Source organism: Microcystis wesenbergii NRERC-220, from assembly GCF_032027425.1.
In the GTDB taxonomy this organism is placed as follows: Bacteria; Cyanobacteriota; Cyanobacteriia; order Cyanobacteriales; family Microcystaceae; genus Microcystis; species Microcystis wesenbergii_A.
Genome location: NZ_JAVSJA010000001.1, coordinates 4171315 through 4194379 on the forward strand (window position 1 = coordinate 4171315; position 23065 = coordinate 4194379).

At 43.1% G+C, this 23065-nt stretch carries 20 protein-coding genes and 2 pseudogenes; 11 read left to right on the forward strand and 11 right to left on the reverse strand.

The window, feature by feature from the left end; translation table 11 throughout:
- Window positions 1-182 precede the first annotated feature (182 nt).
- Window positions 183-1375, reverse strand: a pseudogene (locus RAM70_RS20135) (transaldolase).
- 210 nt (window positions 1376-1585) lie between these two features.
- On the opposite strand from RAM70_RS20135, the gene rpmI reads away from it, so the two are divergent.
- The 7 genes from rpmI to RAM70_RS20170 all read left to right on the forward strand — a co-directional run bounded on the left by rpmI (window position 1586) and on the right by RAM70_RS20170 (window position 5091).
- Window positions 1586-1789, forward strand: a complete 204-nt coding sequence (gene rpmI, locus RAM70_RS20140) for a 50S ribosomal protein L35 (protein ID WP_002781071.1) — start codon at window positions 1586-1588, stop codon at window positions 1787-1789.
- Between the two features lie 31 nt (window positions 1790-1820).
- On the forward strand, window positions 1821-2168 hold the full coding sequence (gene rplT / locus RAM70_RS20145) for a 50S ribosomal protein L20 (protein WP_002739593.1): 348 nt from the start codon (window positions 1821-1823) through the stop codon (window positions 2166-2168).
- A 13-nt stretch (window positions 2169-2181) separates the two neighbouring features.
- Window positions 2182-3138 carry a PhoH family protein gene (locus RAM70_RS20150; protein ID WP_002772048.1) on the forward strand — a complete coding sequence of 319 codons (957 nt, stop codon included), beginning with the start codon at window positions 2182-2184 and terminating at the stop codon, window positions 3136-3138.
- 6 nt (window positions 3139-3144) lie between these two features.
- Window positions 3145-4113: a cysteine synthase A gene (locus RAM70_RS20155; RefSeq protein ID WP_312675318.1), complete on the forward strand. Its 969-nt coding sequence runs from the start codon at window positions 3145-3147 to the stop codon at window positions 4111-4113.
- 150 nt (window positions 4114-4263) lie between these two features.
- Window positions 4264-4470 (forward strand): type II toxin-antitoxin system HicB family antitoxin, encoded by a 207-nt coding sequence (locus RAM70_RS20160; RefSeq protein WP_149986322.1) that lies wholly within the window; start codon window positions 4264-4266, stop codon window positions 4468-4470.
- Window positions 4460-4681 (forward strand): type II toxin-antitoxin system HicA family toxin, encoded by a 222-nt coding sequence (locus RAM70_RS20165; RefSeq protein WP_312675322.1) that lies wholly within the window; start codon window positions 4460-4462, stop codon window positions 4679-4681. Before RAM70_RS20160 ends, RAM70_RS20165 begins: the two co-directional genes overlap by 11 nt.
- A 203-nt stretch (window positions 4682-4884) precedes the next feature.
- On the forward strand, window positions 4885-5091 hold the full coding sequence (locus tag RAM70_RS20170) for a type II toxin-antitoxin system HicB family antitoxin (protein WP_312675324.1): 207 nt from the start codon (window positions 4885-4887) through the stop codon (window positions 5089-5091).
- An 18-nt stretch (window positions 5092-5109) separates the two neighbouring features.
- On the opposite strand, the pseudogene RAM70_RS20175 reads toward RAM70_RS20170, so the two are convergent.
- The 7 genes and pseudogenes from RAM70_RS20175 to RAM70_RS20205 form a co-directional block, all read right to left on the reverse strand.
- Window positions 5110-5333, reverse strand: a pseudogene (locus tag RAM70_RS20175) (ISKra4 family transposase); the annotation flags it as partial.
- Window positions 5334-5588: 255 nt separating this feature from the next.
- Entirely contained in the window at window positions 5589-8408 is a 2820-nt protein-coding gene (locus tag RAM70_RS20180) for a helicase-related protein (RefSeq protein ID WP_312675326.1), read from the reverse strand.
- A 111-nt stretch (window positions 8409-8519) separates the two neighbouring features.
- Window positions 8520-8840: a hypothetical protein gene (locus RAM70_RS20185; protein WP_312675328.1), complete on the reverse strand. Its 321-nt coding sequence runs from the start codon at window positions 8838-8840 to the stop codon at window positions 8520-8522.
- Window positions 8841-8986: 146 nt separating this feature from the next.
- Window positions 8987-11539, reverse strand: a complete 2553-nt coding sequence (gene leuS, locus RAM70_RS20190) for a leucine--tRNA ligase (protein ID WP_312675330.1) — start codon at window positions 11537-11539, stop codon at window positions 8987-8989.
- Between the two features lie 164 nt (window positions 11540-11703).
- Window positions 11704-12036, reverse strand: coding sequence for a phospholipid-binding protein (locus tag RAM70_RS20195; RefSeq protein WP_045358773.1), 333 nt, complete (start codon window positions 12034-12036; stop codon window positions 11704-11706).
- A 338-nt stretch (window positions 12037-12374) separates the two neighbouring features.
- On the reverse strand, window positions 12375-13304 hold the full coding sequence (locus RAM70_RS20200; protein ID WP_045358772.1) for a CoB--CoM heterodisulfide reductase iron-sulfur subunit B family protein: 930 nt from the start codon (window positions 13302-13304) through the stop codon (window positions 12375-12377).
- Window positions 13305-13596: 292 nt separating this feature from the next.
- Entirely contained in the window at window positions 13597-13947 is a 351-nt protein-coding gene (locus RAM70_RS20205) for an STAS domain-containing protein (protein WP_045358771.1), read from the reverse strand.
- Between the two features lie 356 nt (window positions 13948-14303).
- Here RAM70_RS20205 and RAM70_RS20210 point away from each other — a divergent pair, with 356 nt between their 5' ends.
- Both RAM70_RS20210 and RAM70_RS20215 read left to right on the forward strand, forming a co-directional pair.
- Window positions 14304-14498: a hypothetical protein gene (locus RAM70_RS20210; RefSeq protein ID WP_312675334.1), complete on the forward strand. Its 195-nt coding sequence runs from the start codon at window positions 14304-14306 to the stop codon at window positions 14496-14498.
- A gap of 806 nt (window positions 14499-15304) precedes the next feature.
- Complete coding sequence (locus RAM70_RS20215; protein WP_045358769.1) at window positions 15305-15730, forward strand: DUF29 domain-containing protein; 426 nt, start codon at window positions 15305-15307, stop codon at window positions 15728-15730.
- Window positions 15731-15915: 185 nt separating this feature from the next.
- Here the strand turns inward: RAM70_RS20215 and RAM70_RS20220 are convergent, their stop codons facing one another.
- Window positions 15916-18099, reverse strand: a complete 2184-nt coding sequence (locus RAM70_RS20220; RefSeq protein ID WP_312675336.1) for a beta strand repeat-containing protein — start codon at window positions 18097-18099, stop codon at window positions 15916-15918.
- Between the two features lie 208 nt (window positions 18100-18307).
- Here RAM70_RS20220 and RAM70_RS20225 point away from each other — a divergent pair, with 208 nt between their 5' ends.
- Together RAM70_RS20225 and RAM70_RS20230 are read left to right on the forward strand one after the other, a co-directional pair.
- Window positions 18308-20107 (forward strand): acyl-CoA dehydrogenase family protein, encoded by a 1800-nt coding sequence (locus RAM70_RS20225; protein ID WP_312675338.1) that lies wholly within the window; start codon window positions 18308-18310, stop codon window positions 20105-20107.
- Window positions 20085-20447, forward strand: a complete 363-nt coding sequence (locus RAM70_RS20230) for an acyl carrier protein (RefSeq protein WP_004163872.1) — start codon at window positions 20085-20087, stop codon at window positions 20445-20447. Before RAM70_RS20225 ends, RAM70_RS20230 begins: the two co-directional genes overlap by 23 nt.
- Window positions 20448-20582: 135 nt before the next feature.
- Here RAM70_RS20230 and RAM70_RS20235 read toward each other — a convergent pair whose 3' ends face one another.
- Complete coding sequence (locus RAM70_RS20235; RefSeq protein ID WP_002738397.1) at window positions 20583-21206, reverse strand: cytochrome c oxidase subunit 3; 624 nt, start codon at window positions 21204-21206, stop codon at window positions 20583-20585.
- A gap of 153 nt (window positions 21207-21359) precedes the next feature.
- Window positions 21360-23036: a cytochrome c oxidase subunit I gene (gene ctaD / locus RAM70_RS20240; protein ID WP_045358766.1), complete on the reverse strand. Its 1677-nt coding sequence runs from the start codon at window positions 23034-23036 to the stop codon at window positions 21360-21362.
- Between the last annotated feature and the right edge of the window lie 29 nt (window positions 23037-23065).

Sequence of the window (23065 nt, forward strand, 5' to 3'; positions counted from 1 at the left end):
TAGTTTTCAGTGAATAGTATTGAGTGGCAAGTTCAGAGCTTTCTGTTCACTGATTACTGATTACTGATTACTGGTTAATGTTTACTGTTCACCACAAAAAGCTCCCCACTCCCTGCACTTTCCCCACTGGTGGGTGAGTGCGGGTGGGGACTGATGCCGGTTAGTTCAACTCACGACTAATTCTAAGCTTCCACTAAACGAAAAGCCGCACCCAAACCGACAGCGATCTCATCGGGAGAAATTTTCCCATCATGGTTAATATCGATCGCATCGAATACCGCATCGGTTCCCGCCCATTCTTCCCGGGTGATGAAACCATCGCCATCATGGTCATAGACTCGGAAAATATCTTCGGCGGCGTGTTCTAGGGTTGACTGACCTTCCAACTGGGTTAAACGTTGAATCAGCAATTGTTCTAATAATTCTAAAGCTTTGGTAAAACCTTGAATACCTTCCGTTAATTTTTCGGAAGCCATGGCATCTTCGGCGTGCATTTTCTCAAAAGTCGCTTGATCCAGGTCAATTTTGACAATATCAAGGGTTGCGGCCTGGTCTGGATCGAGCTTACGGGGTAAATCGGCTTCTGTCCCTTGCAATTGTTCGAGAAGTTTCGGGGAAATGGTTAAAAGATCACAACCGGCTAACTCGCAAATTTCACCGATATTGCGGAAACTTGCCCCCATAACTTCGGTTTTATAACCAAACTTTTTATAGTAGTTATATATCTGGGTAACGGATTGGACTCCAGGATCTTCAGCGCCAACGTAGTCTTTACCAGTTTCTTTTTTATACCAATCGAGAATGCGACCGACAAAGGGAGAAATTAAGGTTACTCCCGCCTCCGCACAGGCGATCGCCTGATGAAAACCGAATAATAGGGTTAAATTACAGTGAATTCCCTCTTTTTCGAGGACTTCTGCGGCTTTAATCCCTTCCCAAGTCGAGGCAATTTTAATTAAGACTCTTTCTCTAGAGATACCCGCTCTCTAGAGATACCCGCTTGTTCATACTGGGAAATGAGATAACGGGCCTTGTCGATGGTAGCTTGGGTATCGTAGGAAAGACGAGCATCTACTTCGGTCGAGACGCGGCCGGGGACGATTTGCAGGATTTGTAGACCAAAACCGATGGCCAGGCGATCGAAAGCTAATTTGGCCACATCTTCCGGGGTGGCCTGCTTTCCCAATTCTTTTCTGGCCGCTTGCAGGGTTTGATCGACAATCGGCTGATATTGGGGCATTTGGGCCGCGGCCGTAATCAGGGAGGGGTTAGTGGTGGTATCTTGGGGGGTAAAAGCTTCGATCGCTTGGATATCGCCGGTATCGGCAACAACCACTGTAAATTCCCGTAATTGTTCTAGTAGGGTTTTAGCCATAACTTCTCCAGATGCGTGTTAACGCGAGACTTTATCTAGATCTTAGCGATTCGATCGAGAGGAAGGGGAAAAATTCCCGATTGATTTAATTCCCAAGCACAGACCTGGCCAAAGTCGGGATAAGAGCAGGAATCTTGGGTCCACTTCTTGCCCAAAGTCCTCTATTTGTGATAGTATTAGTGATTGTGTCGATTTAATAAAAGGGAGTTTATGCCCAAGCTAAAAACGCGAAAGGCGGCGGCCAAACGATTTGAGGCCACGGGAAGCGGCAAAAAAATCAAACGTCGCAAAGCCTTCAAAAATCATCTACTCGATCATAAGAGTGCCGAACGCAAGCGCCGTCGTTTGTCCCAGATTACCCTGGTACACGAGCGCGACGAGAAGGAAGTGCGCTTAATGTTGCCCTATTTGTAAATTTTCCAGAAAAATCGTCTAAAGGATTATCATGTCTAGAGTAAAACGGGGGAATGTCGCCCGCAAGCGACGCAAAAAAGTTCTCAAATTAGCCAAAGGTTTTCGCGGTTCCCACTCGCGCTTATTCCGTACCGCTAACCAACAGGTAATGAAGGCCTTGCGGAATGCCTATAGAGACCGTCGCAAACGTAAACGCGATTTTCGTCGTCTTTGGATTACCCGCATTAACGCGGCTGCTCGTCAACAGGGCATCAGTTACAGCCAACTAACCGGACAATTAAAGAAAGCTAATATCCTCCTGAATCGGAAAATGTTGGCCCAATTAGCTGTCCTCGATCCCGTCGCTTTTGCTAAAGTGGTAGAAACAGCCAAAGGATAATTTAGCCCCAAGCATGACGGAAACTTGGCAAACGATTCAATTCCCCAGTTCAGAAAGTGCGATCGCTTTAGCGGGTCATCAAGAAGCTAACCTCAAATTGATAGCCAGGCAAACTGGGGCGAATTTAGTCCTCAGAGGCATGGAATTGCGGATTGCGGGGCAACCAACCCCCGTGGAGCGTGCCACAGCGATTGTGCGCTCCTTAAGTATTTTATGGCAAGAGGCCAAGTTAATCGCCGAAGCCGATATTATGACCGCTATCCATGCCCTCGATACGGGGCGTTCTAGCGAGTATAAAGAACTACAGCAGGATATTCTCGCTCGTACCCGTCGCGGGGAGCTAATTCGGGCAAAAACCTTCCGTCAGCGTCAATATATCCAAGCGATTCAAAGTCACGATATCACCTTTTGTATTGGACCTGCTGGCACGGGGAAAACCTTTTTAGCCGCCGTTTTAGCCGTACAAGCTCTATTAGAAGATAAAGTAGAACGGATTATCCTCACCCGTCCGGCTGTGGAAGCGGGGGAAAAATTAGGCTTTCTCCCGGGGGATTTACAGCAAAAAGTCGATCCTTTTTTGCGTCCCCTTTACGATGCTTTATACGAATTTATCGAAGCGGCCAAAATTCCCGACCTGATGGAACGGGGTAAAATCGAAATCGCTCCCTTAGCTTATATGCGGGGACGAACCCTAGCTAATGCTTTTGTTATCGTTGATGAGGCCCAAAATACCACCCCAGCACAGTTAAAAATGGTCTTAACTCGCTTGGGATTCGGTTCGCGCATGGTAGTAACTGGAGATGTCACCCAAACCGATTTACCGCAACAACAGGAATCGGGGTTAATTGCCGCTCAAAAAATCCTAAAATCAGTAGAAGGGATCGCTTTTTGCTACCTATCGCGGGCCGATGTGGTGCGTCATCCCTTAGTACAAAAAATCGTCTCAGCCTACGAACAGCACGAAAAATAACAGATTATGGATATTAAAAATGGTTTCGTCGATGCGGTGGGTAATACTCCCCTAATTCGTCTCAATAGTTTTAGCGAGGAAACCGGCTGCGAGATTCTCGGTAAGGCCGAATTTCTTAACCCCGGTGGTTCGGTCAAGGATCGCGCCGCTTTATATATTATCCAAGAAGCGGAAAAAGCCGGTACTCTCCAACCGGGGGGAACCGTTGTCGAAGGAACCGCCGGCAATACTGGCATCGGTTTGGCCCATATCTGCAATGCTAAAGGTTATAAATGCCTGATTATCATTCCCGATACCCAATCCCAAGAGAAAATCGACCTATTGAGAACATTGGGTGCCCAAGTGCGTACTGTTCCCGCCGTTCCCTACCGAGATGCCAATAATTACGTTAAATTATCGGGGAGATTGGCCAGTGAGATGGAAAATGCTATCTGGGCTAATCAATTCGATAATCTGGCTAATCGTCGCGCTCACTACGAAACCACCGGCCGGGAAATCTGGGAACAAACCGACGGTAAAATTGATGCTTGGGTGGCTGCCACGGGAACCGGGGGAACATACGCGGGGGTGGCGATGTTTTTAAAAGACCAAAATCCGCAGGTGCGTTGTGTGGTGGCGGATCCGATGGGTAGCGGTTTATATAGTTATGTGAAAACCGGGACAATTACCCTGGAAGGTAGTTCAATTACTGAAGGGATTGGTAATAGTCGTATTACCGCTAATATGGAAGGCGCACCCATAGATGATGCCATTCAAATTGATGATCCCACTGCCATTAAAGTTGTTTATCAACTATTACAAAAAGATGGTTTATTTATGGGGGGTTCTGTGGGTATTAATGTTGGTGCTGCGGTAGCTTTAGCTAAACAAATGGGGCCAGGCCACACCATCGTTACTGTTCTTTGTGATGGTGGGTCCCGTTATCAATCTCGTTTATATAATCCTCGATGGTTGACTGAGAAAGGATTGGCTTAATCAGGAATTATCGGCTCATAAATTAGTTGAGATAATGGTAGGGGTAGGGCAACAATGAGGGAAGGCAGCAAGGGAAAATGAGGCGCTTCGGTTGGGCAAACACTTGAGACAAGATAGACAATAATAGAATATTAAAGGGGGAAAATTAAGATGAAACAGGCATTTACAGCCAGAATTTTTCAAGAGGGTAATTGGTTTGTGGCTCAATGTTTAGAGGTTGATGTGGCAAGTCAAGGAGAAACGGAAACTGAGGCGTTAATAAATCTTCAAGAAGCCTTGGAATTACACTTTGAACCGCCTTGTGCAACAGTGATTCCTCAATTGCAAAAAATAGAGGTAGAAATTAATGCCGCTTAAGCCTTTATCTTATCGTGAAATTAAACGGAAATTAGAGACGGCAGGGTTTGAAGTGGTGAGTCAAAAGGGAAGTCATGTTAAGTTTGCTAAGGATACCTCTGAAGGAAAACGCACAGCGATTGTTCCTAAATATAAAGAGGTAACAATTGGGACGATTACCAGTATTTTAAGGCAAGCAGGGTTAAGTGTTGATGAGTTTGAGCGGTTATAAGTTAATAATCCAATCCTGTCTAAATTATGATTTTTTTGATTATTTGATTAACTATGATTGTTTTTGGCTCTCATCTCTGTGATCTGATTCTGATAATCTACCCACCAGATAGGCAATGGTAGCGGTAGCGCAATGCTTAGGTGATGTTATAATAATAATAGTTTTGCCCAAATTTTTATTAAGGACGGGATGATCTTAAAAATATGCAATATCAAGTCAATCTCAAACAAACAGAAGAGGGATATGCCGTTTGGTGTCCTAGTTTACCCGGTTGTGCTTCTCAAGGGACAACTAAAGAAGAAGCACTCAATAATATTCAAGATGCAATTGAGTCTTATTTAGAAGTTGCTGCGGAATTAAATCAAGGGATCGAATCTTATTATGTAGAAGTTGAATTAAATCATGCCTAGTCGCCTAGTCCAATGCACCTTTACTTCTAACTTCTTCGCTTGTTTTTCTGTAATTGGTAATTCACCTAAAATACTTTTCACTTTTCTCGTCCGACCAGCGGTTTCTTCTGTACTTGTTTTTATCAAAAAATACCGATTTTTGGGTTAACATACTGAATCATTAAATCTCTGACCGTCTCCTCTATTTCTCCCAAGTTATTAAATTTCTTGATTTGGGATTGCTCCTAGAGACACGCTCCCAACTATCGGGATAACTCTTGAATTCTTTTTTCATTTTCTGATCACATTGGATTGTTCCTCCCATCGAGAGTAAGTCATAACTATTATAATCTCATTTCTCTTTGTGATCAAGTTGAAGATTTTCTAGTTTTTGACAGCTATAACCATTAATACTCATTGCACAAGTGAGATGCTCCCTTTCATTCAAAATCGACAAATTGGGTTTTGGGTTTTGGGTTTTATTGTCGATGTAGTCGGGGATGAGCATTTTATTCTTATTAAGTATTAATTGAATTTAAAAGTAATTTTAGATCATCATCTTCATTTTCAGGCTTTAAATATAATGCACAAATTCGCTCAACATCATCGGCTAAAACTTTATTTTTTTGACACCAATCTTGAAGGCAAATATCACTTAAATTTTCAATAAAATCATGGTCAACATTAGCGGCTGGCGTACTTTCTTCACAGGCAATTTTATCTAAAATTTTAACAATATCAGGTTCAGCTAATTGTTTAGTAATAGGATTATAAAAAATGCCGTGATAATTTTGCTTATGTAAAACTAATAGATAAAGTAAGGGATGTTTTTCTGAATATATTTTAGCACTAATTAAATCATCAGATAAGGTTTCTGCATAATCACGATTAAGTTGAAGTTTTGCTGTATGTTGATAATAAGGAGAAATGTCTAAATCTGCTAAAGCATTAAGATTGATTTCCCCAGATTCAATCGTCACTTGAGATGCCATTTCAGAAATATTAATTTCTTGAGTTTCCGCAATAGTTAAAACAGGTAAATCAATTACTTTTTTTGATTCTTGATGACGAGACATTAAATTTTTCCATCGTTTTTGAATTTCCACTAAATCATAATTTAGTGCAGTGTTACTATTCTTTGCGCTTAGTGTTGGCACAAAAGTATAAATGTGAACGATGCGAGGTAAATGCCAGAAACGTAAAATTCTTCCCGCTCTTTGAACTGGTGCGATCGGAGTCCAATCAATATCATAATTAATAACTACTGAAGCATCTTGCATATTGACACCAACACCATGGGCATCAGTCGAAATAAAAATATCATAATTTTCGGCAAATTTCTCGGTTGTTTTATTGGAATGAGGAGCAAATTGTTTAATTAACTGTTCAATCTCTCTACTATCCTTCATCTCATATTTTTTTTCATCTTCGCTTTGCTCGATAGTATATGCAATTTTTAAAGAGGGAAAATTACTTATAAAGTACCGAGAAAGATAAGCAACTGTAGCCCTTCTTTCACAAAAAATAATTACCTTTTGCTGTTTTTCTAATACCTGCTCTTTGATAAGGGCAGACAAAATTTTAACTTTTAGATCAAGGTTCTGATTAAGGTTCTGATTGATTCGTTTCAGTTCAGCAATAATAGGTCTTAAAAATTTTTCTCTATCTTCACGAGAAAACATAAATTCAAGTTTCTCAAACTGATAGCTATTCTCCCCACCTGGAGTATCAGCAATACTTTCTAAAACTCCTTGAAGTGAGAGGGGCGAACTTGCCCATGCAATTTTAACTGAACGATTAAATAAATCTTTAAACATGATATTTTTAGATTTAAGGTTAAAGTAACCTTTGACTATTGCTTCAGTCAATTCATCTTGAAGAATAAGAGAAAAATTAATGCTATGAAGAATTATATTTGGCACATAACGTCTTTCTTCACCAAAATTAATATAGGTTTCTAATCCTTCCTTTTGACCATAATATTTAGCAACGTGAGGAGTTGTTAATTGACTAGCTACAGAAAGATTAATAAATTCATCTATATCGTTGATACACCAAGCATTAATATCTTTTTTTTCTTCTGTAAATAAATGATCCTGTTCTGGACACTTTTCCAAGAAAAAGTCAAATTCTTGAGGTTTACTTTCGCAAGTGTGAGGAAGTAGATAAAGTTGATTATTGATATTTTCAATATCTTTAGCATAAGGTGAACCAGTTAAAAGTAAAACTTTAAGATTACCCTTTTTTACTAATTCTCTAAGTTTGATAAAAGCTAATCTTTCTTTTGGTTTTTTAGTCATATTAAATAAATCTTGTTTAAATCGATTTCTAAATTCTTGACTTTCATCAATAATTAATAACCAACGCTGATTTTTAATATCTTCTAAAATATCTTCAAATAATTCCAAGGCATGATCTTGTTTAGCATCTTTTCTATCAAAAGTTTGCCGCACAAAATAATCACAGGGTAATCCCGCTTCTCGCATTTCTTTTTGCCAATTGCTGCGGACGGCTTTAGGTCCAATAACCATGATATTATCAATTAAATCTTCATCTCGTAAATGAAGAGCTACATGAACCGCTACAACAGTTTTGCCTAGTCCAGTTGAAGCAACCAGCATTGAGCCATCAAAGTTTTTGATCTGTCGTAAAGTTTGGGCAATCATGTCAATTTGGTAGGAAAGTGGCTTTTTAGAATATCTAGTTTTGGGAGGCTGGATATTTTCTAAAACCAACATAGTTTTGAGATAAATGTCCCAAGGTGCAGCAAACTGTAACCATTTTAGTAAAATTTCTAATAGTTCTTGAGTTAAATCTTTAGCCTCAGCAAAATAATCATCAAATTCTTTAACTAATGCAAGAACCTCTGTTTTATCAGTGATAATATTACCACCTTCAACTTGTTCTCTTAATCCTTTACCAGTTAAATTTGACGAAGTTTGAATTGCCGCTTTTTCATCACAGATGTAAAGTTTATTATGATGATCTTTGGCTCTGGCATCTACAATTCCAAACTGATTTGATTGTATTTTTTCTATAATATCAAGAACTGATTTTCTTCTATCTCTGTCTAATCCTATACGCACATCTCTCATTATTTCTTGAATTAATGCCATCCTTGCCCTTTGCTCTCCTGGATCATCTAAACCTACCAAAATATAGGTTTGTTTTCCTGTAGTATAACCCCGAACTAAATTCCAACCTTTAATCGTAAAAAAGCCTGTGGCAATGCGAATTTTTTGATTAGCTTCTTCTAAGTATTTGGTAATATATTCTATTGATTTACCTGATTCAAACCAGCTTAATCTGTTGTTATTTAAAGATTTTAATTCTTTCATATTAAACCTTCAATATCGAGATATATTCTGAATCGTAAGTCATAACTATTATAATCTCATTTCTCTTTGTGATCAAGTTGAAGATTTTCTAGTTTTTGACGGCTATAAACATTAATACTCATTGTACAAGTGAGATGCTCTCCAATGCATCAATGCACCAATTATACCCCCAATTAAATCAGGCGCTAAACCTTCCTTAAATTTTTCATCACAAACCACCTGACGCGCTTGCTTTAACGCAGATTCCCAAGTGATTCCTGCTCTCACATCTTCAATGTCGGCTCGACGCGCTAAGATACGAGCAGCTTGTTCTAGATCCCCTTCACATCTTTCAATCACGTCAATATCCGCAAGTGCTTTAGAATCCTCTACCAATTCAGCGCGAAACTGGGCAATTTCTTCAGGAGTAACTTTAGTTGATTCAATATCCATAGGTTGTTCTTATTTACAGACAATGCTAATTGTATAGTTTCTATTTTGCCCTCTATTGATAGTTTTTGATAGAAAGTGTTAATCTGACTGGTCACTGATAACTGAAAAGGTTCTTAATTCCCTACCATTGTGATAATTGCTGTCATTTAAACCACGACAAAATTAACTAATTTGCCAGGGACAACAATCACTTTTTTGATTTCCTTACCCTCTAAATAACGTTGGGCGATTTCTGATTCCAGGGCGAGGGTTTCTAGGGTGCTTTTATCGGCACTAGCGGGAACTTGTATCGTGCCTCTGGTTTTTCCCAAAATTTGGATGACAAGGGTAATCTCGTCCACAATCAGGGCAGTGGGATCAACTTTTGGCCAGGGTTGCAGGTGAATTGATTGGCTATGGCCTAAAGCTTGCCATAATTCTTCGCTAAGATGGGGGGCAAAAAGGGAAAGTAAGATTAATAGGGTTTCAATTCCTTCCCGATAAATGGGGGATGCAAAACACTTATTATCCCCTAAAGCGTTACTGAGTTTCATCAATTCGGAAATGGCGGTATTAAATTGATAATCCCCTTCTAAATCCTCGGAGATTTCTTTAATAGCGGTGTGAATTGCCCGTCTTAAATCTTTGTCAGTTTTCGAGAAAGTCTCTATTTTTTTGACTTGCTTGGGTTTATTTTCAATATATTCGCTGACTAAACGCCACACCCGATTAAGAAAGCGAAATTGTCCTTCTACCCCCGCATCTTCCCACTGTAAATCTTTTTCTGGGGGTGCGGTAAAAAGTATAAACATTCGGGCAGTATCAGCCCCATATTTTTCGAGAACTTTCAGAGGATCAACGCCGTTATATTTCGACTTAGACATTTTTTCAAAGAAGAAAGATAGAACTTCTCCCGTGTCTTTATCGCAATATTTATCCTCTTTATAGATAACATTTTCTGCGGGGACATATTTGCCAGTTTCGGGATTTTTGTAGGTTAATCCCTGTACCATTCCCTGGGTTAACAGACGGTTAAAAGGTTCATCAACATTAACTAAACCTCGGTCTCTTAAAACTTTGGTAAAGAAACGAGAATAGAGTAAATGTAGGATAGCGTGTTCGATTCCTCCGACGTATTGATCCACGGGCATCCAATCATTAACCTTCTCGAATTGAAAGGGTATATCTTCATTTTTAGCATCGGTATAACGGAGGAAATACCAACTAGAATCGATGAAAGTATCCATAGTGTCGGTTTCCCGTTTTGCGGGAGTGCCACAGCGAGGACAATCCACATTTACCCAGTCTTCTAATTTGGCTAAAGGAGAAGCACCTCGACCGCTAAATTCGACATTTTCCGGTAAAGTAACGGGTAAATTATCGATAGGTACTGGCACGGTTCCACAGTTAGGACAGTGGATAACAGGAATCGGACAACCCCAATATCTTTGACGGGAAATTAACCAATCCCGGAGGCGATATTGTATTCTAGCTTTGCCGTAACCTTGGGCAGTGGCATAATCAATAATAGCGGTTTTTCCTGCTGTAGAATGCAGCCCATTAAATTGAGCGGAATTAATCATAATTCCCGCTTCTGTATAGGCATCTTTTAACTCGATTTCGCCACTTTCTGGAGTAATAACTATCTTAATTGGCAGGTTATTTTCCCGAGCAAATTTAAAATCGCGACTGTCGTGAGCCGGGACTCCCATCACTGCCCCCGTCCCGTATTCGTAGAGGACATAATCAGCAATTAAAATCGGAATTTCTTCACCAGTAAAAGGATTAATTGCCAGTCCTCCGGTTTTAATACCGCGTTTGGGTTTATCTTCGGCAGTTCTTTCTAATTCGCTTTCGCTGGCTATCTCTTGAATAAAAGTTTCTACGGCCGATTTTTGTTCGGGAGTGGTAACTTGTAAAGTTAAGGGATGTTCGGGAGCAAGTACCACATAAGTCACTCCATAAACCGTATCGGGACGAGTGGTAAAAACGGCAATTTTTTCTGTGGAGTTAACAAGAGGAAATTCTAAATAAGCACCTACTGATTTACCAATCCAGTTGGCCTGCATGGTTTTAACCCGTTCTGGCCAACCGGTAAGTTTATCTAAATCAGTGAGTAATTGTTCGGCATAATCGGTGATTTTTAGGAACCATTGCCGGAGTAATTTTCTTTCTACTTTAGCACCCGATCGCCAAGATTTTCCTTCACTATCTACCTGTTCATTGGCCAAGACAGTTTGATCGATAGGATCCCAATTGACTGCCGCTTCTTTTTGGTAGGCTAATCCCGATGCAAAAAACTGTAAAAATAGCCATTGGGTCCAACGATAATATTCCGGGGAACAGGTGGCAACTTCTCTTTCCCAATCGATAGATAATCCTAACTGTTGTAATTGCCGTTTCATCTGGGCAATATTTTGATCAGTCCATTTTGCCGGAGGAACTCCCCTTTCAATAGCGGCATTTTCTGCGGGTAATCCGAAAGCATCCCACCCCATGGGATGCAGCACGCGATAACCCTGCATTCTTTTCAGACGGGCAATCACATCGGTGATAGTATAGTTGCGAACGTGACCCATGTGCAGGTTGCCCGATGGATAGGGGAACATGGAGAGGGCGTAAAATTTCGGTTTATCGGCGTTTTCTGGGGTTTTGTCCAATCCCATTTGCTGCCAAATCTTCTGCCATTTCTGTTCGATTTCTGCGGGGTTGTACGGCACTGGGGTCTTTTCTCCTGAGTTGTATCTATCTCTCCCATTTTACCGCAGCCGGCTGGGGGCGATTGCCAGTCTTGGGGTTATCTACCCTAGCAAAAACCCTCTGGGTTTTACTCACCCATAGGGTTTTAGTGGTTAATTTGCACGGGGAATATAGCCGTTCGACTTCACCCAATAGTTACTTGACTGGTATCGACACTGGTTGCCCCATGGACTTTACTGGCAATGGCCACCATTTTATTTAAAGTCGCCTGATTGGAAACCCCGCCTTTTAGTACAACTTTACTACCAGTTTGAGCGACCCACAATTTGTCCTCATCGGCTAAATCCGGTGTCTCGTCAAAAGCTAAAACTACTCGTTTAGCTAGGCCGCTTTCGTCGTATTTTCCATCTAATCCGACTCTTTCGGGGGGAATACCCGAAGCAGCGGCTTCCCCTGCGATCGCACTAGCGGCATCGGCCGGTTTATCTAAGCCAAAAATTCTTTTTAACCAATCCATTGCTAACACTCCTGATTGAGTCCTTAAAAATTGTACTATAACTAGATAGTTTGACTATTTTCTTAACAACTATTTTAGTTTTAACTACTATCTTGGTTGAAGTTTGAATATTTTCTTTTAACTGCCGATATTCTTAACTAAACCCTAATTATTGAGCTTTTTTTTGATTAATTAGCCCTGACATCTCCTCTGATTCAGATAGACATTTTTACTGACTTTTTAACAGCGATCCCTGCCAGTCTAACAGAAAAAGAATAACTAAATTGAGAATATCAGGGCTAAAAACGGCAAATTCTAGCTTTTTAACTCTATAACTGCCGATTAAGTCCAATTTAACCCTAAAAACCCAATTTCTTTAACAGAGATTTGGTCGAAACGATGTGTCGATCTAATCCTAAACGATCGGGACTGACTCCCAGCGCTAAGGCGACTAATTGGGAAAAATGTAACACGGGTAAACCTAAACTTCGACCGATCACTTTTGCCACTTCCGGTTGTCGGGAATCAAGATTAAGATGGCATAAAGGACAAGGGGTGACTAAACAATCGGCCCCCGCTGCCATCGCCTCTAAAATGTGTTTTCCTGCCATTTGGAACGATTGGGTGGTGGCATAACTGGACAGGGGCCAACCACAGCATTGAGTGCGTCCTTGATAATAAATCGGATTCGCCCCCACCACCCGAAAGACATTTTCTAGAGATTCCGGCTGAAAAGGATTATCGTAGGGGAGAGTATCCTGGACCCGCAAGAGATAACAACCATAAAAACCGGCACAATTTAAGCCTGATAAGGGACGAACCACCTTGTCCGCCAAATTATCTAAGCCATAATCGCCGACAATTGCCCAGAGTAGGTGCTTAACCGTCGTCGTACCTTGATAGGGGGAACAATGTTCTTTCTGTAAATAATTATTAACTTCCTCAACATAATTGGGATTATTATGCTTTGCTTCCTTCAAGCGCTCATCCACATGACCGATCACCCCTTGACAGGTGCTACAGTGAGTCAACAGGGGTAAATTGAGGGCTTCCGCTAGGGCAATATTGCGCGCATTGACGGCATCTTCCAACAGCTGCGAATCTTCCTTATAAGTTCCCGAACCACAACAGGCAGCTTTTTTGAGTTCGACTAAATTAATCCCCAAAGCTTCCGTCAGGGCTGCCGTGGATAAATATAGTTCCCGACAGGCACCTTGGGCGACACAACCGGGAAAATAAGCATACTGGAGATTTTTGACTGTCATGGATTCTAGGAAATTACTACTCATTGCCTATCTACCATCTTGCCGCCCTTCCCCCCTATCATCACTAAAGTCATGGAATTTCTTAACAGACAGTCTTTTGTGATCTGCTCCGAACAAGTGTACAGTAGTTTGTCCCTAGAAATAATATCCAAAAAGGAGGAGAGCCATCTCAATAGTATAGTGGCTCTCCTTGAGAAAAATTGTTGTCCTGAGGAGTCGGTTGTACAAATGGGAATCTGCCCGGTCAAGAGGTGATTTACGGGTAGAATTGAGATTGTAGCCGAGAAATTACGGCGAGAAACGCTATTTTGTCGGCTTACGCCGCTTGGGCGAGAGTGATAACAGCATCAAAGTCAGCACGGCTAGGGAAAATCGAGAGAACCCGATCGAGTTGGGTTAATTCAAAGATAATCTTGACTGAAGGTGGAATAGAACAAATATTGAAGGATTTTTCTTGACTTTGAGCCAGACGAAAGGCGGCAACTAAAGCCATTAATCCGGCACTGTCGAGGAATTCCACCCTGCTCATATCCACGAGAAAAGTGATAGAGCTGCTCCGGTTAACCAGATTGGCGAGCTGCTCTTGAAATTCTAGGACGTTAGCGGCGGTAATATAGCCGTTTGGCTCAAATAGAGCAATTTCTGCGACTTTTACAGGACTTTTCATGGCTGGGCTTTGAAATTCATAAATGAACCTTTTAACTGGAAATCAGATACCGCTATTATGTCCTAACTTTCTGATTTTGCAACCTTGGTCTTGATCAATTTTCTCTCTCCTGAAAAGATTAATCTTTTTTTAATCTTTCCCCTGTAGGAAGGAACCACTTTTAGGTTAGCCTTTAGTATAGGCAATAAGGAGAAACAGTGATCAAGACACACTAGGGTAAACATCCAGGTAAAGTAGTTAGGTTTAAGCTCTAATCCAGAATGACTGATGATAACTTAGCATTTTATAGGTATTTTTGCTGAAAAAAGTAAAGCAGGATACGGAAATTAGATTTATTGAACTAGAGTAAGAAAATTGTGGATACCCAGCCGACTATCCGCCAATTAGTGGAAAAAGCCCTATATTATCGTCAAATCACGCCAGAAATCGAAAACGGAATTAATGAACTACTCGGTCGTCTTGGCTACGTTTCTGATGTGGATTATGAGGCCCTAGAGTTACTCATGGATGAAATGGACGAAGGCCGGATTAATCTGGTTCCGAGCCGGTAACTTCAGTGATCAGTGATCAGTGATCGGTGGTGAGTTTTCAGTTATTAGGGGTCGAGAAGGTCGTTGCCGACCTCCCCTCCCATTCAGAACCGTGCCTGAGACTTTCACCTCCCACGGCTCCTAGTTTGACTGTTCCATTTTTAGGGATACAGCTTGTCTTAGCCTCTTGGAATATCCTCTTTTGGAGCTTAAAAACGTATCCTTGAACTTTCGCCCAATTGAGAGCTTTCCATAAAGCTCTGCTGCCACTCTCGGAAAATCCCTGTCAACTCATAAGTGCTGAAACTCTTATTTCATCGGCGAGTGCTCACTTGGTTTCTAACAACAACTCGGAAATTTAGTTTCTATTAGTTATTGTCCGCCGGAAAGCTTGCCCAGAAAGAAAGCTAGGGTTTAGAGGTAATCAGGACTTTCCCAGAGTCCCGAAAGAGCGATAGCTATGGGGGTGTCTGACCATTAACTATACCCTTCCCTGCGGTCGATCAACCTCCTCTATCCTACTATCCCACCCCCATCGGTCCAACACCCCCTCAATAAAACCCAATACCGCACTGTGCGGTCTAATCACTATCGGTGCAGCAGCTAGGAGCCACATTAGGGAACGCACCCTACAGCGATGGCGTACTGCTACGCAGTGCCTTCGGCATCGCACTAACCCTAACAACAATTTTTGATTTTTACCAGAGGTCTATTGACTGAATGATGGGATGTAATATTTCAATAACCAGCATTTTCTTGGTGCCTGAGCTATACAATGATATGTATATTTTGATATAATAAACAAGATTAGTATAGAGGTAAAATTAATGGCTGAAACCCTATATGAAAAAGACTATGTAGCTTGGCTGCAAGACCAGGCAGAAAAACTGCGATCGCCTGAACGCAATACTTTAGATTGGCAAACTTTAGCCGAGGAATTAGAGGAAATGGTTGATGAACGCAAATACAAAGCAGAAAGCTTTCTTATTCAACTCCTCAGTCACCTGCTACTTTACGCCTACTGGAAGCATCCTTACTACCTACCCCACTGGACAGACGAGATAGATAATTTCAGATTGGAATTGAGCTTGCTGTTTCGCTCTAAGGTAATCTACAATCATGCCTTAGAACGGTTTGGTTATTGTTATCAAAAAGCTCTGGGAAAAGCGAGCCGCAAAAGTGGATTAACTTTACCAGTTGACTGTCCGTGGACAATTGAGAAAATTCTTGATGAAGATTGGTTCCCTAGTTAAAAAGTGGAGCTTGCGGTCCAACTTACATCCATACAACAATAAGGTGGGCATTGCCAACCTTACTTCAGTTGCTTAACAACTAATAGCTGGTATTCCAAAATCTGGTTGAAAAAGAAATTGAGTCATGCGAGGAAGTTTCGGCTCCATCCATGACTCAATTTTGATATATAGCGTTTCTAGGTTCACTAAATAAGAACTACGTCAAGAGAAACCGCAAAACCAGCTGGAAGGTTTGCTATCTTGGCAAACTCGGTCCCTAAAAATGAAAGTGATCCAGTCCCTGCGTTGTAACTGATCTGACTCAGAGAAGTGGCTCCAAAACCCGATTTGCTAACTTCAATTTTGTCTCCTTCTGGCCATAAAAAGTCTTGGATAGTATCAACTTTCTCGGAGAGGAAATTGAAGCGGAACTTATCGGCACCAGCACCACCAGTCAGGGTGTCATTGCCAGCACCACCAATCAGGATGTCATTGCCAGCGCCGCCAATCAGGGTATCATTGCCAGCACCGCCATCGAGGGTGTCATTCCCCGCTCCGCCATTGAGGGAATTGTTGGTGCTGTTGCCCGTGATCGTGTCGGCAAAGCCGCTGCCGATGACGTTTTCAAACTGGCTCACCGTGAAGGTCAAGGGCAGCGGCGCGGCCGTGCCGTTCACCTTCACCACGCCGGTGGTGAGGTTGGTAACCGTTCCCGTGGCGGGAGCCACGCTGGCACCGCTGTGATCCACCGTGTCGCCCAGCAGGCTGCTGCCCACAATCGATTCCACGGCAATCAAGGTGTCGGTACCCAGCGCTCCCTTGTTCAACACCCCGAAGGCACCCAAAGTGACGACATTGCTCAGAGCGCTGTAGTTGGCCGTATCGACGCCAGCACCACCATTAATCGTGTCGTTGCCAGCGGTGCCGAAGAACGTGTTGGCCGAGGCGTTGCCCGTGAGGATGTTGTTTTTGCTATTGCCAGTAGCGTTGATATTGCTACTCCCCGTCAGGGTCAAGTTCTCAATCCCATATCCTTGGTTACCCGGTGTCCCCGGTGCTAGAGAATAAGTGACTGAGGCAGATACCGTATCAGCTGTCCCACCCAGGGAATCATCGAAGACCTCCTTGACGATATCGCCCACATTGTCCACGAAGTAGGTGTCGTTGCCATCACCACCATCCATAGTGTCGGCACCCACACCACCATTGAGGACATTGCTGCCGCTGTTGCCCGTGAGGATGTTGTTTTTGCTATTGCCAGTAGCGTTGATATTGCTACTCCCCGTCAGGGTCAAGTTCTCAATCCCATATCCTTGGTTACCCGGTGTCCCCGGTGCTAGAGAATAAGTGACTGAGGCAGATACCGTATCAGCTGTCCCACCCAGGGAATCATCGAAGACCTCCTTGACGATATCGCCCACATTGTCCACGAAGTAGGTGTCGTTGCCATCACCACCATCCATAGTGTCGGCACCCACACCACCATTGAGGACATTGCTGCCAGTGTTGCCCTTGAGGACGTTGTTTTTGCTATTGCCAGTAGCGTTGATATTGCCACTCCCCGTCAGGGTCAAGTTCTCAATCCCATATCCTTGGTTCCCAGGTGTCCCCGGTGCTAGAGAATAAGTGACTGAGGCAGATACCGTATCAGCTGTCCCACCCAGGGAATCATCGAAGACCTCCTTGACGATATCGCCCACATTGTCCACGAAGTAGGTGTCGTTGCCATCACCACCATCCATAGTGTCGGCACCCACACCACCATTGAGGACATTGCTGCCGCTGTTGCCCGTGAGGATGTTGTTTTTGCTATTGCCAGTAGCGTTGATATTGCTACTCCCCGTCAGGGTCAAGTTCTCAATCCCATATCCTTGGTTACCCGGTGTCCCCGGTGCTAGAGAATAAGTGACTGAGGCAGATACCGTATCAGCTGTCCCACCCAGGGAATCATCGAAGACCTCCTTGACGATATCGCCCACATTGTCCACGAAGTAGGTGTCGTTGCCATCACCACCATCCATAGTGTCGGCACCCACACCACCATTGAGGACATTGCTGCCGCTGTTGCCCTTGAGGATGTTGTTTTTACCATTGCCAGTAGCGTTGATATTGCCAAACCCCGTCAGGGTCAAGTTCTCAATCCCATATCCTTGGTTATAAAATGTCCCCGGTGCTAGAGAATAAGTGACTGAGGCAAATACCGTATCAGCCGTCCCACCCAGGGCATCGTCGTAGAATTCCTTGACGATATCGCCCACATTGTCCACGAAGTAGGTGTCGTTGCCATCACCACCATCCATAGTGTCGGCACCCAAGAGACCATCGAGGGTGTCGTCGCCAGAGGTACCAAACAGTATGTCGTTGGCATTAGTTCCTGTAATTATGGCCATAAATTTAACCCTCCTTAACAATTACATAATTTACACCCTGTGCAACTGTATTTTTAGTCTTGATTTCCAAGGCTTTCAGAAATCGGCACAGGTAATTGTTGCTATCGTACAGCCAAACGTCTAGAATGGTCATTAATTTTTGTGCATGGTCGGGTCTTCTAACCGAAGGCATTGACGAAAAGCACATTGTATCTGTCCTAGAGGCACTATGAAAAAGCTTAAGCAATACTGGACTGCTGAAGCACTGGAAAAAGACTTAGGCGATCCTCTCAATCCCGATAACCCTCTATCCTACAAGCGGGTGATCGAAATTGACGAGAGCGAAGAATTTCCCCACGAGGAAATTCGCTGGTTATACGACTGGAAACTCCAACACTACTACATTCCCACGGATTGCGGCGGTGAATTCACCTCTTTTGAGGAATTTGTCGCTTTTGTGCGGGTACTGTCTCGACGGGATCAAACTATCGGCATCGCTTTTACTACCCTATTCTGGTCGTTTTTAAACTGGATGGCGGGAACCCCAGAACAGAAACAGAAGCTCGCCCGTTTTATCATGGATGACTATGGGGCGATGTGTCTGGGTTACTCGGAAAAGGAACACGGCAGCGATCTGATCAATGGTGATCTGACTGCGACGAAGGTGGAAGGAGGTTATATTCTCAATGGTGAGAAATGGCCGATTAACCGGGCGACTATCTCTGGAGTTTCCTTTATTTTGGCGAAAACCGATGCTAACGGCGGGCCAAAGTGTTTAACCCTATTTATGGTCGATAAACGGCAATTAGACCCCGAAAAATACTATAATTTGCCGAAAATATACACCCATGGCGTGCGCGCCTCGGATATGAGTGGCATTGGTTTTAAAGATTGTTTCGTCCCCGATTCCATGCGTTTACGGGAGGAGGGAGACGGTTTAGAATTAGCCCTGAAAGGTTTCCAGATTACCCGAATGTTGTGCGCTGCTTTTTCCCACGGGGCAGCCGATACCGCTTTGAGAACTACCCTCAGTTTTGCCGTTAATCGGGTAATTTATCAGAAAACTGTGATGGATTTGCCCCAACCCCGGCGCACTCTCGTGGATGCTTTCCTTGACATCCTTATTTGCGATTGCGAGACGATTCCGGCCGCGAGAGGTTTTCATATTATCCCCGAACAGTTTAGCGTCTGGGCTTCGGTGGTAAAATATTTTGTCACCGTCCGTCTGGAGGAGATGGTTAATAGTGTTTATGTGGTCTTGGGATCGCGTTTTTATATGCGAGAAGAACACGAATTCGGCATCTTCCAGAAGCTACTGCGGGATAATTCGATTATCAGTATGTTTGACGGCAGTTCGATCGTCAATCTCCATGCTTTAATCCTACAATTGCGTCCTTTAACTAAATATCGGGCTAAACGCAACTCGCGCACCATGTCGGCGTTAAAAACCCGTTTAGAGGCGATTTTTAGCCTAGAAAAGTCGGTTCCTCCCTTTGAACCCAATAATTTAGAATTATTTGGCCGGGGAATGGATGATTCCCTACAGGGTTTAGAGATTGCCCTTGATATGCTAGAGGGATTGAAAGATTCTCAGGAGGTGGACGCAGAGATATTAGAAAATCTGTTGATGTTGGGTAATTTAGTTTTAGAGGAACTAAATGCTCACGATGAACAGATTAGTCAATCGAAATTCGAGTATGGTCACGACCAATCACCCGAATTGTTCGAGATTGCCAAGAAATACTGTACTTTACACGCCGCTTCTGCTTGTTTACACACTTGGCTTTATAATCGTTCCATCTTGGGTGAATTTTTTGCCCGGGGGGAATGGTTGGTGTTGAGTTTACACCGATTACTGCGAACTCTCCGGCCGCTGCCTTACACTCTATCTGAGGTGTATGTAGAAAATGTTGCCCAAGAATTGCTGAAATTATATCGAGAAAATCAACATTTTTCGATCGCACCTTTTCAATTAGCCCATTCACAAACTACCGAGGAAAAAACCCATGAACTCCAACTCCAATCTTAATAATCTCGTACAAAATTGGTTAGTTAAACAGTTAGCCGATCAGTTATCTTTGGATGCAAAAACGATTAATGTGACTGAACCTTTAACCCGTTATGGTTTAGATTCGATCGATGCGGTAACGATGGTGGGTGATCTAGAAGATTGGGTCGGTCAAGAGTTACCTTCTACCCTTTTCTGGGATCATTCTACTATCGAAAAAGCGTCTCTTTTCCTAGTAGAAAACTACGATCTTTCTAATCTTTCCGGTGAGGAAACCCCCGCAGAAGTTGCTCCCGTCGCTGAAAAAGCTGAACCGGCCGTTAGTGGTGGCAAAGGTTGGAGTTTATTCGGTCGTCGTTAATTATCGGTTATCGGTTATCAGTTAAAGCATTTCTCTTAAAGATGAAGTATAACCTATAGGATAACTGCTGTAAATTGAAATATACAAAAAAGGGCGATCGCTTGATCGCCCTTTTCTCCTAGTAAATAACAAAAATTAGCGTAAGATATACACCAGTAAAAACAGGATAATCCAGACCACATCGACGAAATGCCAGTATAATTCTGCCGCTTCGACACCAAAGTGAGATTGACTAGAATAGTGGTCTTTTTGACGAGAACGCCAGAGGACAGATAGAATCAGCACTAAACCAAAAGTAACGTGGAGACCGTGGAATCCAGTTAAGGCATAAAAAGCGCTGGTGAAAACATTAGTTGTCAGACCGAATTCAGCGTGATAATATTCGTATCCTTGACCACAAAGGAAGATAATTCCCATCAGGGCAGTAATGCCGAACCACAATTGTAAACCGGCATTATTGTTTTGTTTAATCGCCTTTTGTCCTATGTGCATAACAAAACTACTGGACACCAGAATAATCGTGTTAATTGTCGGTAGGGTTAATTCTAGTTCTGGCGTGCCGGCGGGGGGCCAAACGGGTAACATGGTACGGTAGAACAAGAAAGCGGCAAATAAGCCTAAAAAGATGGAACTTTCCGCCACTAGAAACAAAACCACACCGAATAAGCGATGATCTGGGTGGCCATGATGCCCGTGTTCCACCGTTTCCTGATGATAATTGACAGAGAGTTGAGAATCTTCGAGCGTTGAACCTTGCATGATTGAATGTCCTTAGTTTACACGGGAGACGGGGAGCTTTTTCTCAGTGATCAGTAAACAGTAAACAGTAATCAGTGAACTGAAAGCTCACATCTGATAACTGATAACTGATAACTGATAACTGATAACTGATAACTGATAACTGATAACTGATTATTGCGATTCCGCACCTACTTCAGCGAGCAGATCTTGTACTGATTCCGCTGCTTCTGATTCTTCCATATCAATACCGTAATCGTAGGGGCCGGACCAAAGAATCGGCATTTCCTCGAAATTCTCGATAATTGGGGGAGAGGAGGTTTGCCATTCTAGGGTTAAAGCGCGCCAAGGATTACGACCGGCGGGTTGACCTTTAAAGGCGCTCCAGACCATATTAATAGCGAAGGGAATACTCGATATACCGAGAATATAAGCCCCTGCGGTACTAAGAACATTTAAACCCTGAAACTGCACATCATACAGGGCAATACGACGGTTCATACCCAATAATCCCAATTCGTGCATCGGCATGAAAGTTAAATTCAAACCGATAAAAGTGAGAACAAAGTGGATACGACCGAGAGTTTCGTTATACATCCGTCCGGTCATTTTCGGGAACCAATGGTAAACGGCAGCAAACAGGGCCATTGCCGTACCACCAAATAGTACATAGTGGAAGTGACCGACGACAAAATAGGTATCGTGGACGTGGATATCGAAGGGAACAGAAGCCAACATAATCCCGGTCAAACCACCGATGAGGAAGGAAGACAGGAAACCAATCCCAAATAACAAAGACGTATTGAGACTAAGTTTACCCCCCCAAAGGGTGGCACACCAACTAAAGATTTTAATGCCCGTGGGAACGGCGATTAACATGGTTGCCGCCATGAAAAACATCCGTAACCAGCCGGGGGTGCCGCTGGTGAACATATGGTGGGCCCAAACAATTAAACCCAAGAAACAGATGGTGAGACTGGAATAGGCGATCGCTCGATAACCAAAAATCGGTTTACGCGCATGAACCGGTAATATCTCCGATATCGTGCCGAAAAAGGGCAAAATCATGATATAAACGGCAGGATGGGAGTAAAACCAGAACATATGCTGATAAACCACCGGATCGCCGCCCCCGGCGGGATTAAAAAAGCTCGTGCCAGCGATTAAATCAAAGGATAAGAGAACGAGAGCAGAAGCGAGAACAGGGGTGGAAAGCAGTACCAGAGTCGAGGTGGCCAGCATTGCCCAACAAAATAGCGGCATACTGTACAAATCCATCTCAGGAATCCGCATTTTCAGGATCGTGGTGATGAAATTAATCGAGCCTAAAATCGAGGAAGTCCCGATCAATAAAAGGCTCAAAATCCACAATTCTTCGCCCCATTTGCCGCTAATTAAGCTTAAAGGTGGGTAGGAAGTCCAACCGGACTGGGGTGCGCCGACAAAGAAACTGGATAATAATAGCAGCCCGCCGGGGGGATTAAGCCAGAAAGCCACAGCGTTAAGACGAGGAAAAGCCATATCTTCCGCCCCAATCATCAGGGGAATGAGATAATTGGCAAAACCCGCCCCAACCGGAACGATCCAAAGAAAGATCATGATCGTTCCGTGCATGGTCATGAATTGGTTATATAGTTCTGGGGAGACGAAATCGGGGTCGGGAGTGGCTAATTCTGTCCGCAGCACTTCCGCGAAAGCACCGCCAATAAAGAAGAAAAGAAAGGCAGTCACCAGATATTGAATACCGATGACTTTATGATCGGTGCAGAAAGTAAAGTAATCGGTCCACTTGCGGTGATGGATCACCTCGGGAACGGTTGCTGGGGTGGTTATTTCCGTTGATGCTGTCATAATGCCAAGATTTTAGATGACAAGAAAAA

Bases quoted from the DNA above. Each gene is read 5' to 3' on its own strand.
- RAM70_RS20200 (WP_045358772.1), bottom strand. From the start codon at position 13,304: ATGAGTAGTAATTTCCTAGAATCCATGACAGTCAAAAATCTCCAGTAT.
- RAM70_RS20230 (WP_004163872.1), top strand. From the start codon at position 20,085: ATGAACTCCAACTCCAATCTTAATAATCTCGTACAAAATTGGTTAGTT.
- RAM70_RS20150 (WP_002772048.1), top strand. From the start codon at position 2,182: ATGACGGAAACTTGGCAAACGATTCAATTCCCCAGTTCAGAAAGTGCG.
- RAM70_RS20160 (WP_149986322.1), top strand. From the start codon at position 4,264: ATGAAACAGGCATTTACAGCCAGAATTTTTCAAGAGGGTAATTGGTTT.
- RAM70_RS20220 (WP_312675336.1), bottom strand. From the start codon at position 18,099: ATGGCCATAATTACAGGAACTAATGCCAACGACATACTGTTTGGTACC.
- ctaD (WP_045358766.1), bottom strand. From the start codon at position 23,036: ATGACAGCATCAACGGAAATAACCACCCCAGCAACCGTTCCCGAGGTG.
- RAM70_RS20215 (WP_045358769.1), top strand. From the start codon at position 15,305: ATGGCTGAAACCCTATATGAAAAAGACTATGTAGCTTGGCTGCAAGAC.
- rpmI (WP_002781071.1), top strand. From the start codon at position 1,586: ATGCCCAAGCTAAAAACGCGAAAGGCGGCGGCCAAACGATTTGAGGCC.
- RAM70_RS20170 (WP_312675324.1), top strand. From the start codon at position 4,885: ATGCAATATCAAGTCAATCTCAAACAAACAGAAGAGGGATATGCCGTT.
- RAM70_RS20165 (WP_312675322.1), top strand. From the start codon at position 4,460: ATGCCGCTTAAGCCTTTATCTTATCGTGAAATTAAACGGAAATTAGAG.
- RAM70_RS20185 (WP_312675328.1), bottom strand. From the start codon at position 8,840: ATGGATATTGAATCAACTAAAGTTACTCCTGAAGAAATTGCCCAGTTT.
- rplT (WP_002739593.1), top strand. From the start codon at position 1,821: ATGTCTAGAGTAAAACGGGGGAATGTCGCCCGCAAGCGACGCAAAAAA.
- RAM70_RS20235 (WP_002738397.1), bottom strand. From the start codon at position 21,206: ATGCAAGGTTCAACGCTCGAAGATTCTCAACTCTCTGTCAATTATCAT.
- RAM70_RS20180 (WP_312675326.1), bottom strand. From the start codon at position 8,408: ATGAAAGAATTAAAATCTTTAAATAACAACAGATTAAGCTGGTTTGAA.
- RAM70_RS20225 (WP_312675338.1), top strand. From the start codon at position 18,308: ATGAAAAAGCTTAAGCAATACTGGACTGCTGAAGCACTGGAAAAAGAC.
- RAM70_RS20195 (WP_045358773.1), bottom strand. From the start codon at position 12,036: ATGGATTGGTTAAAAAGAATTTTTGGCTTAGATAAACCGGCCGATGCC.
- RAM70_RS20155 (WP_312675318.1), top strand. From the start codon at position 3,145: ATGGATATTAAAAATGGTTTCGTCGATGCGGTGGGTAATACTCCCCTA.
- RAM70_RS20205 (WP_045358771.1), bottom strand. From the start codon at position 13,947: ATGAAAAGTCCTGTAAAAGTCGCAGAAATTGCTCTATTTGAGCCAAAC.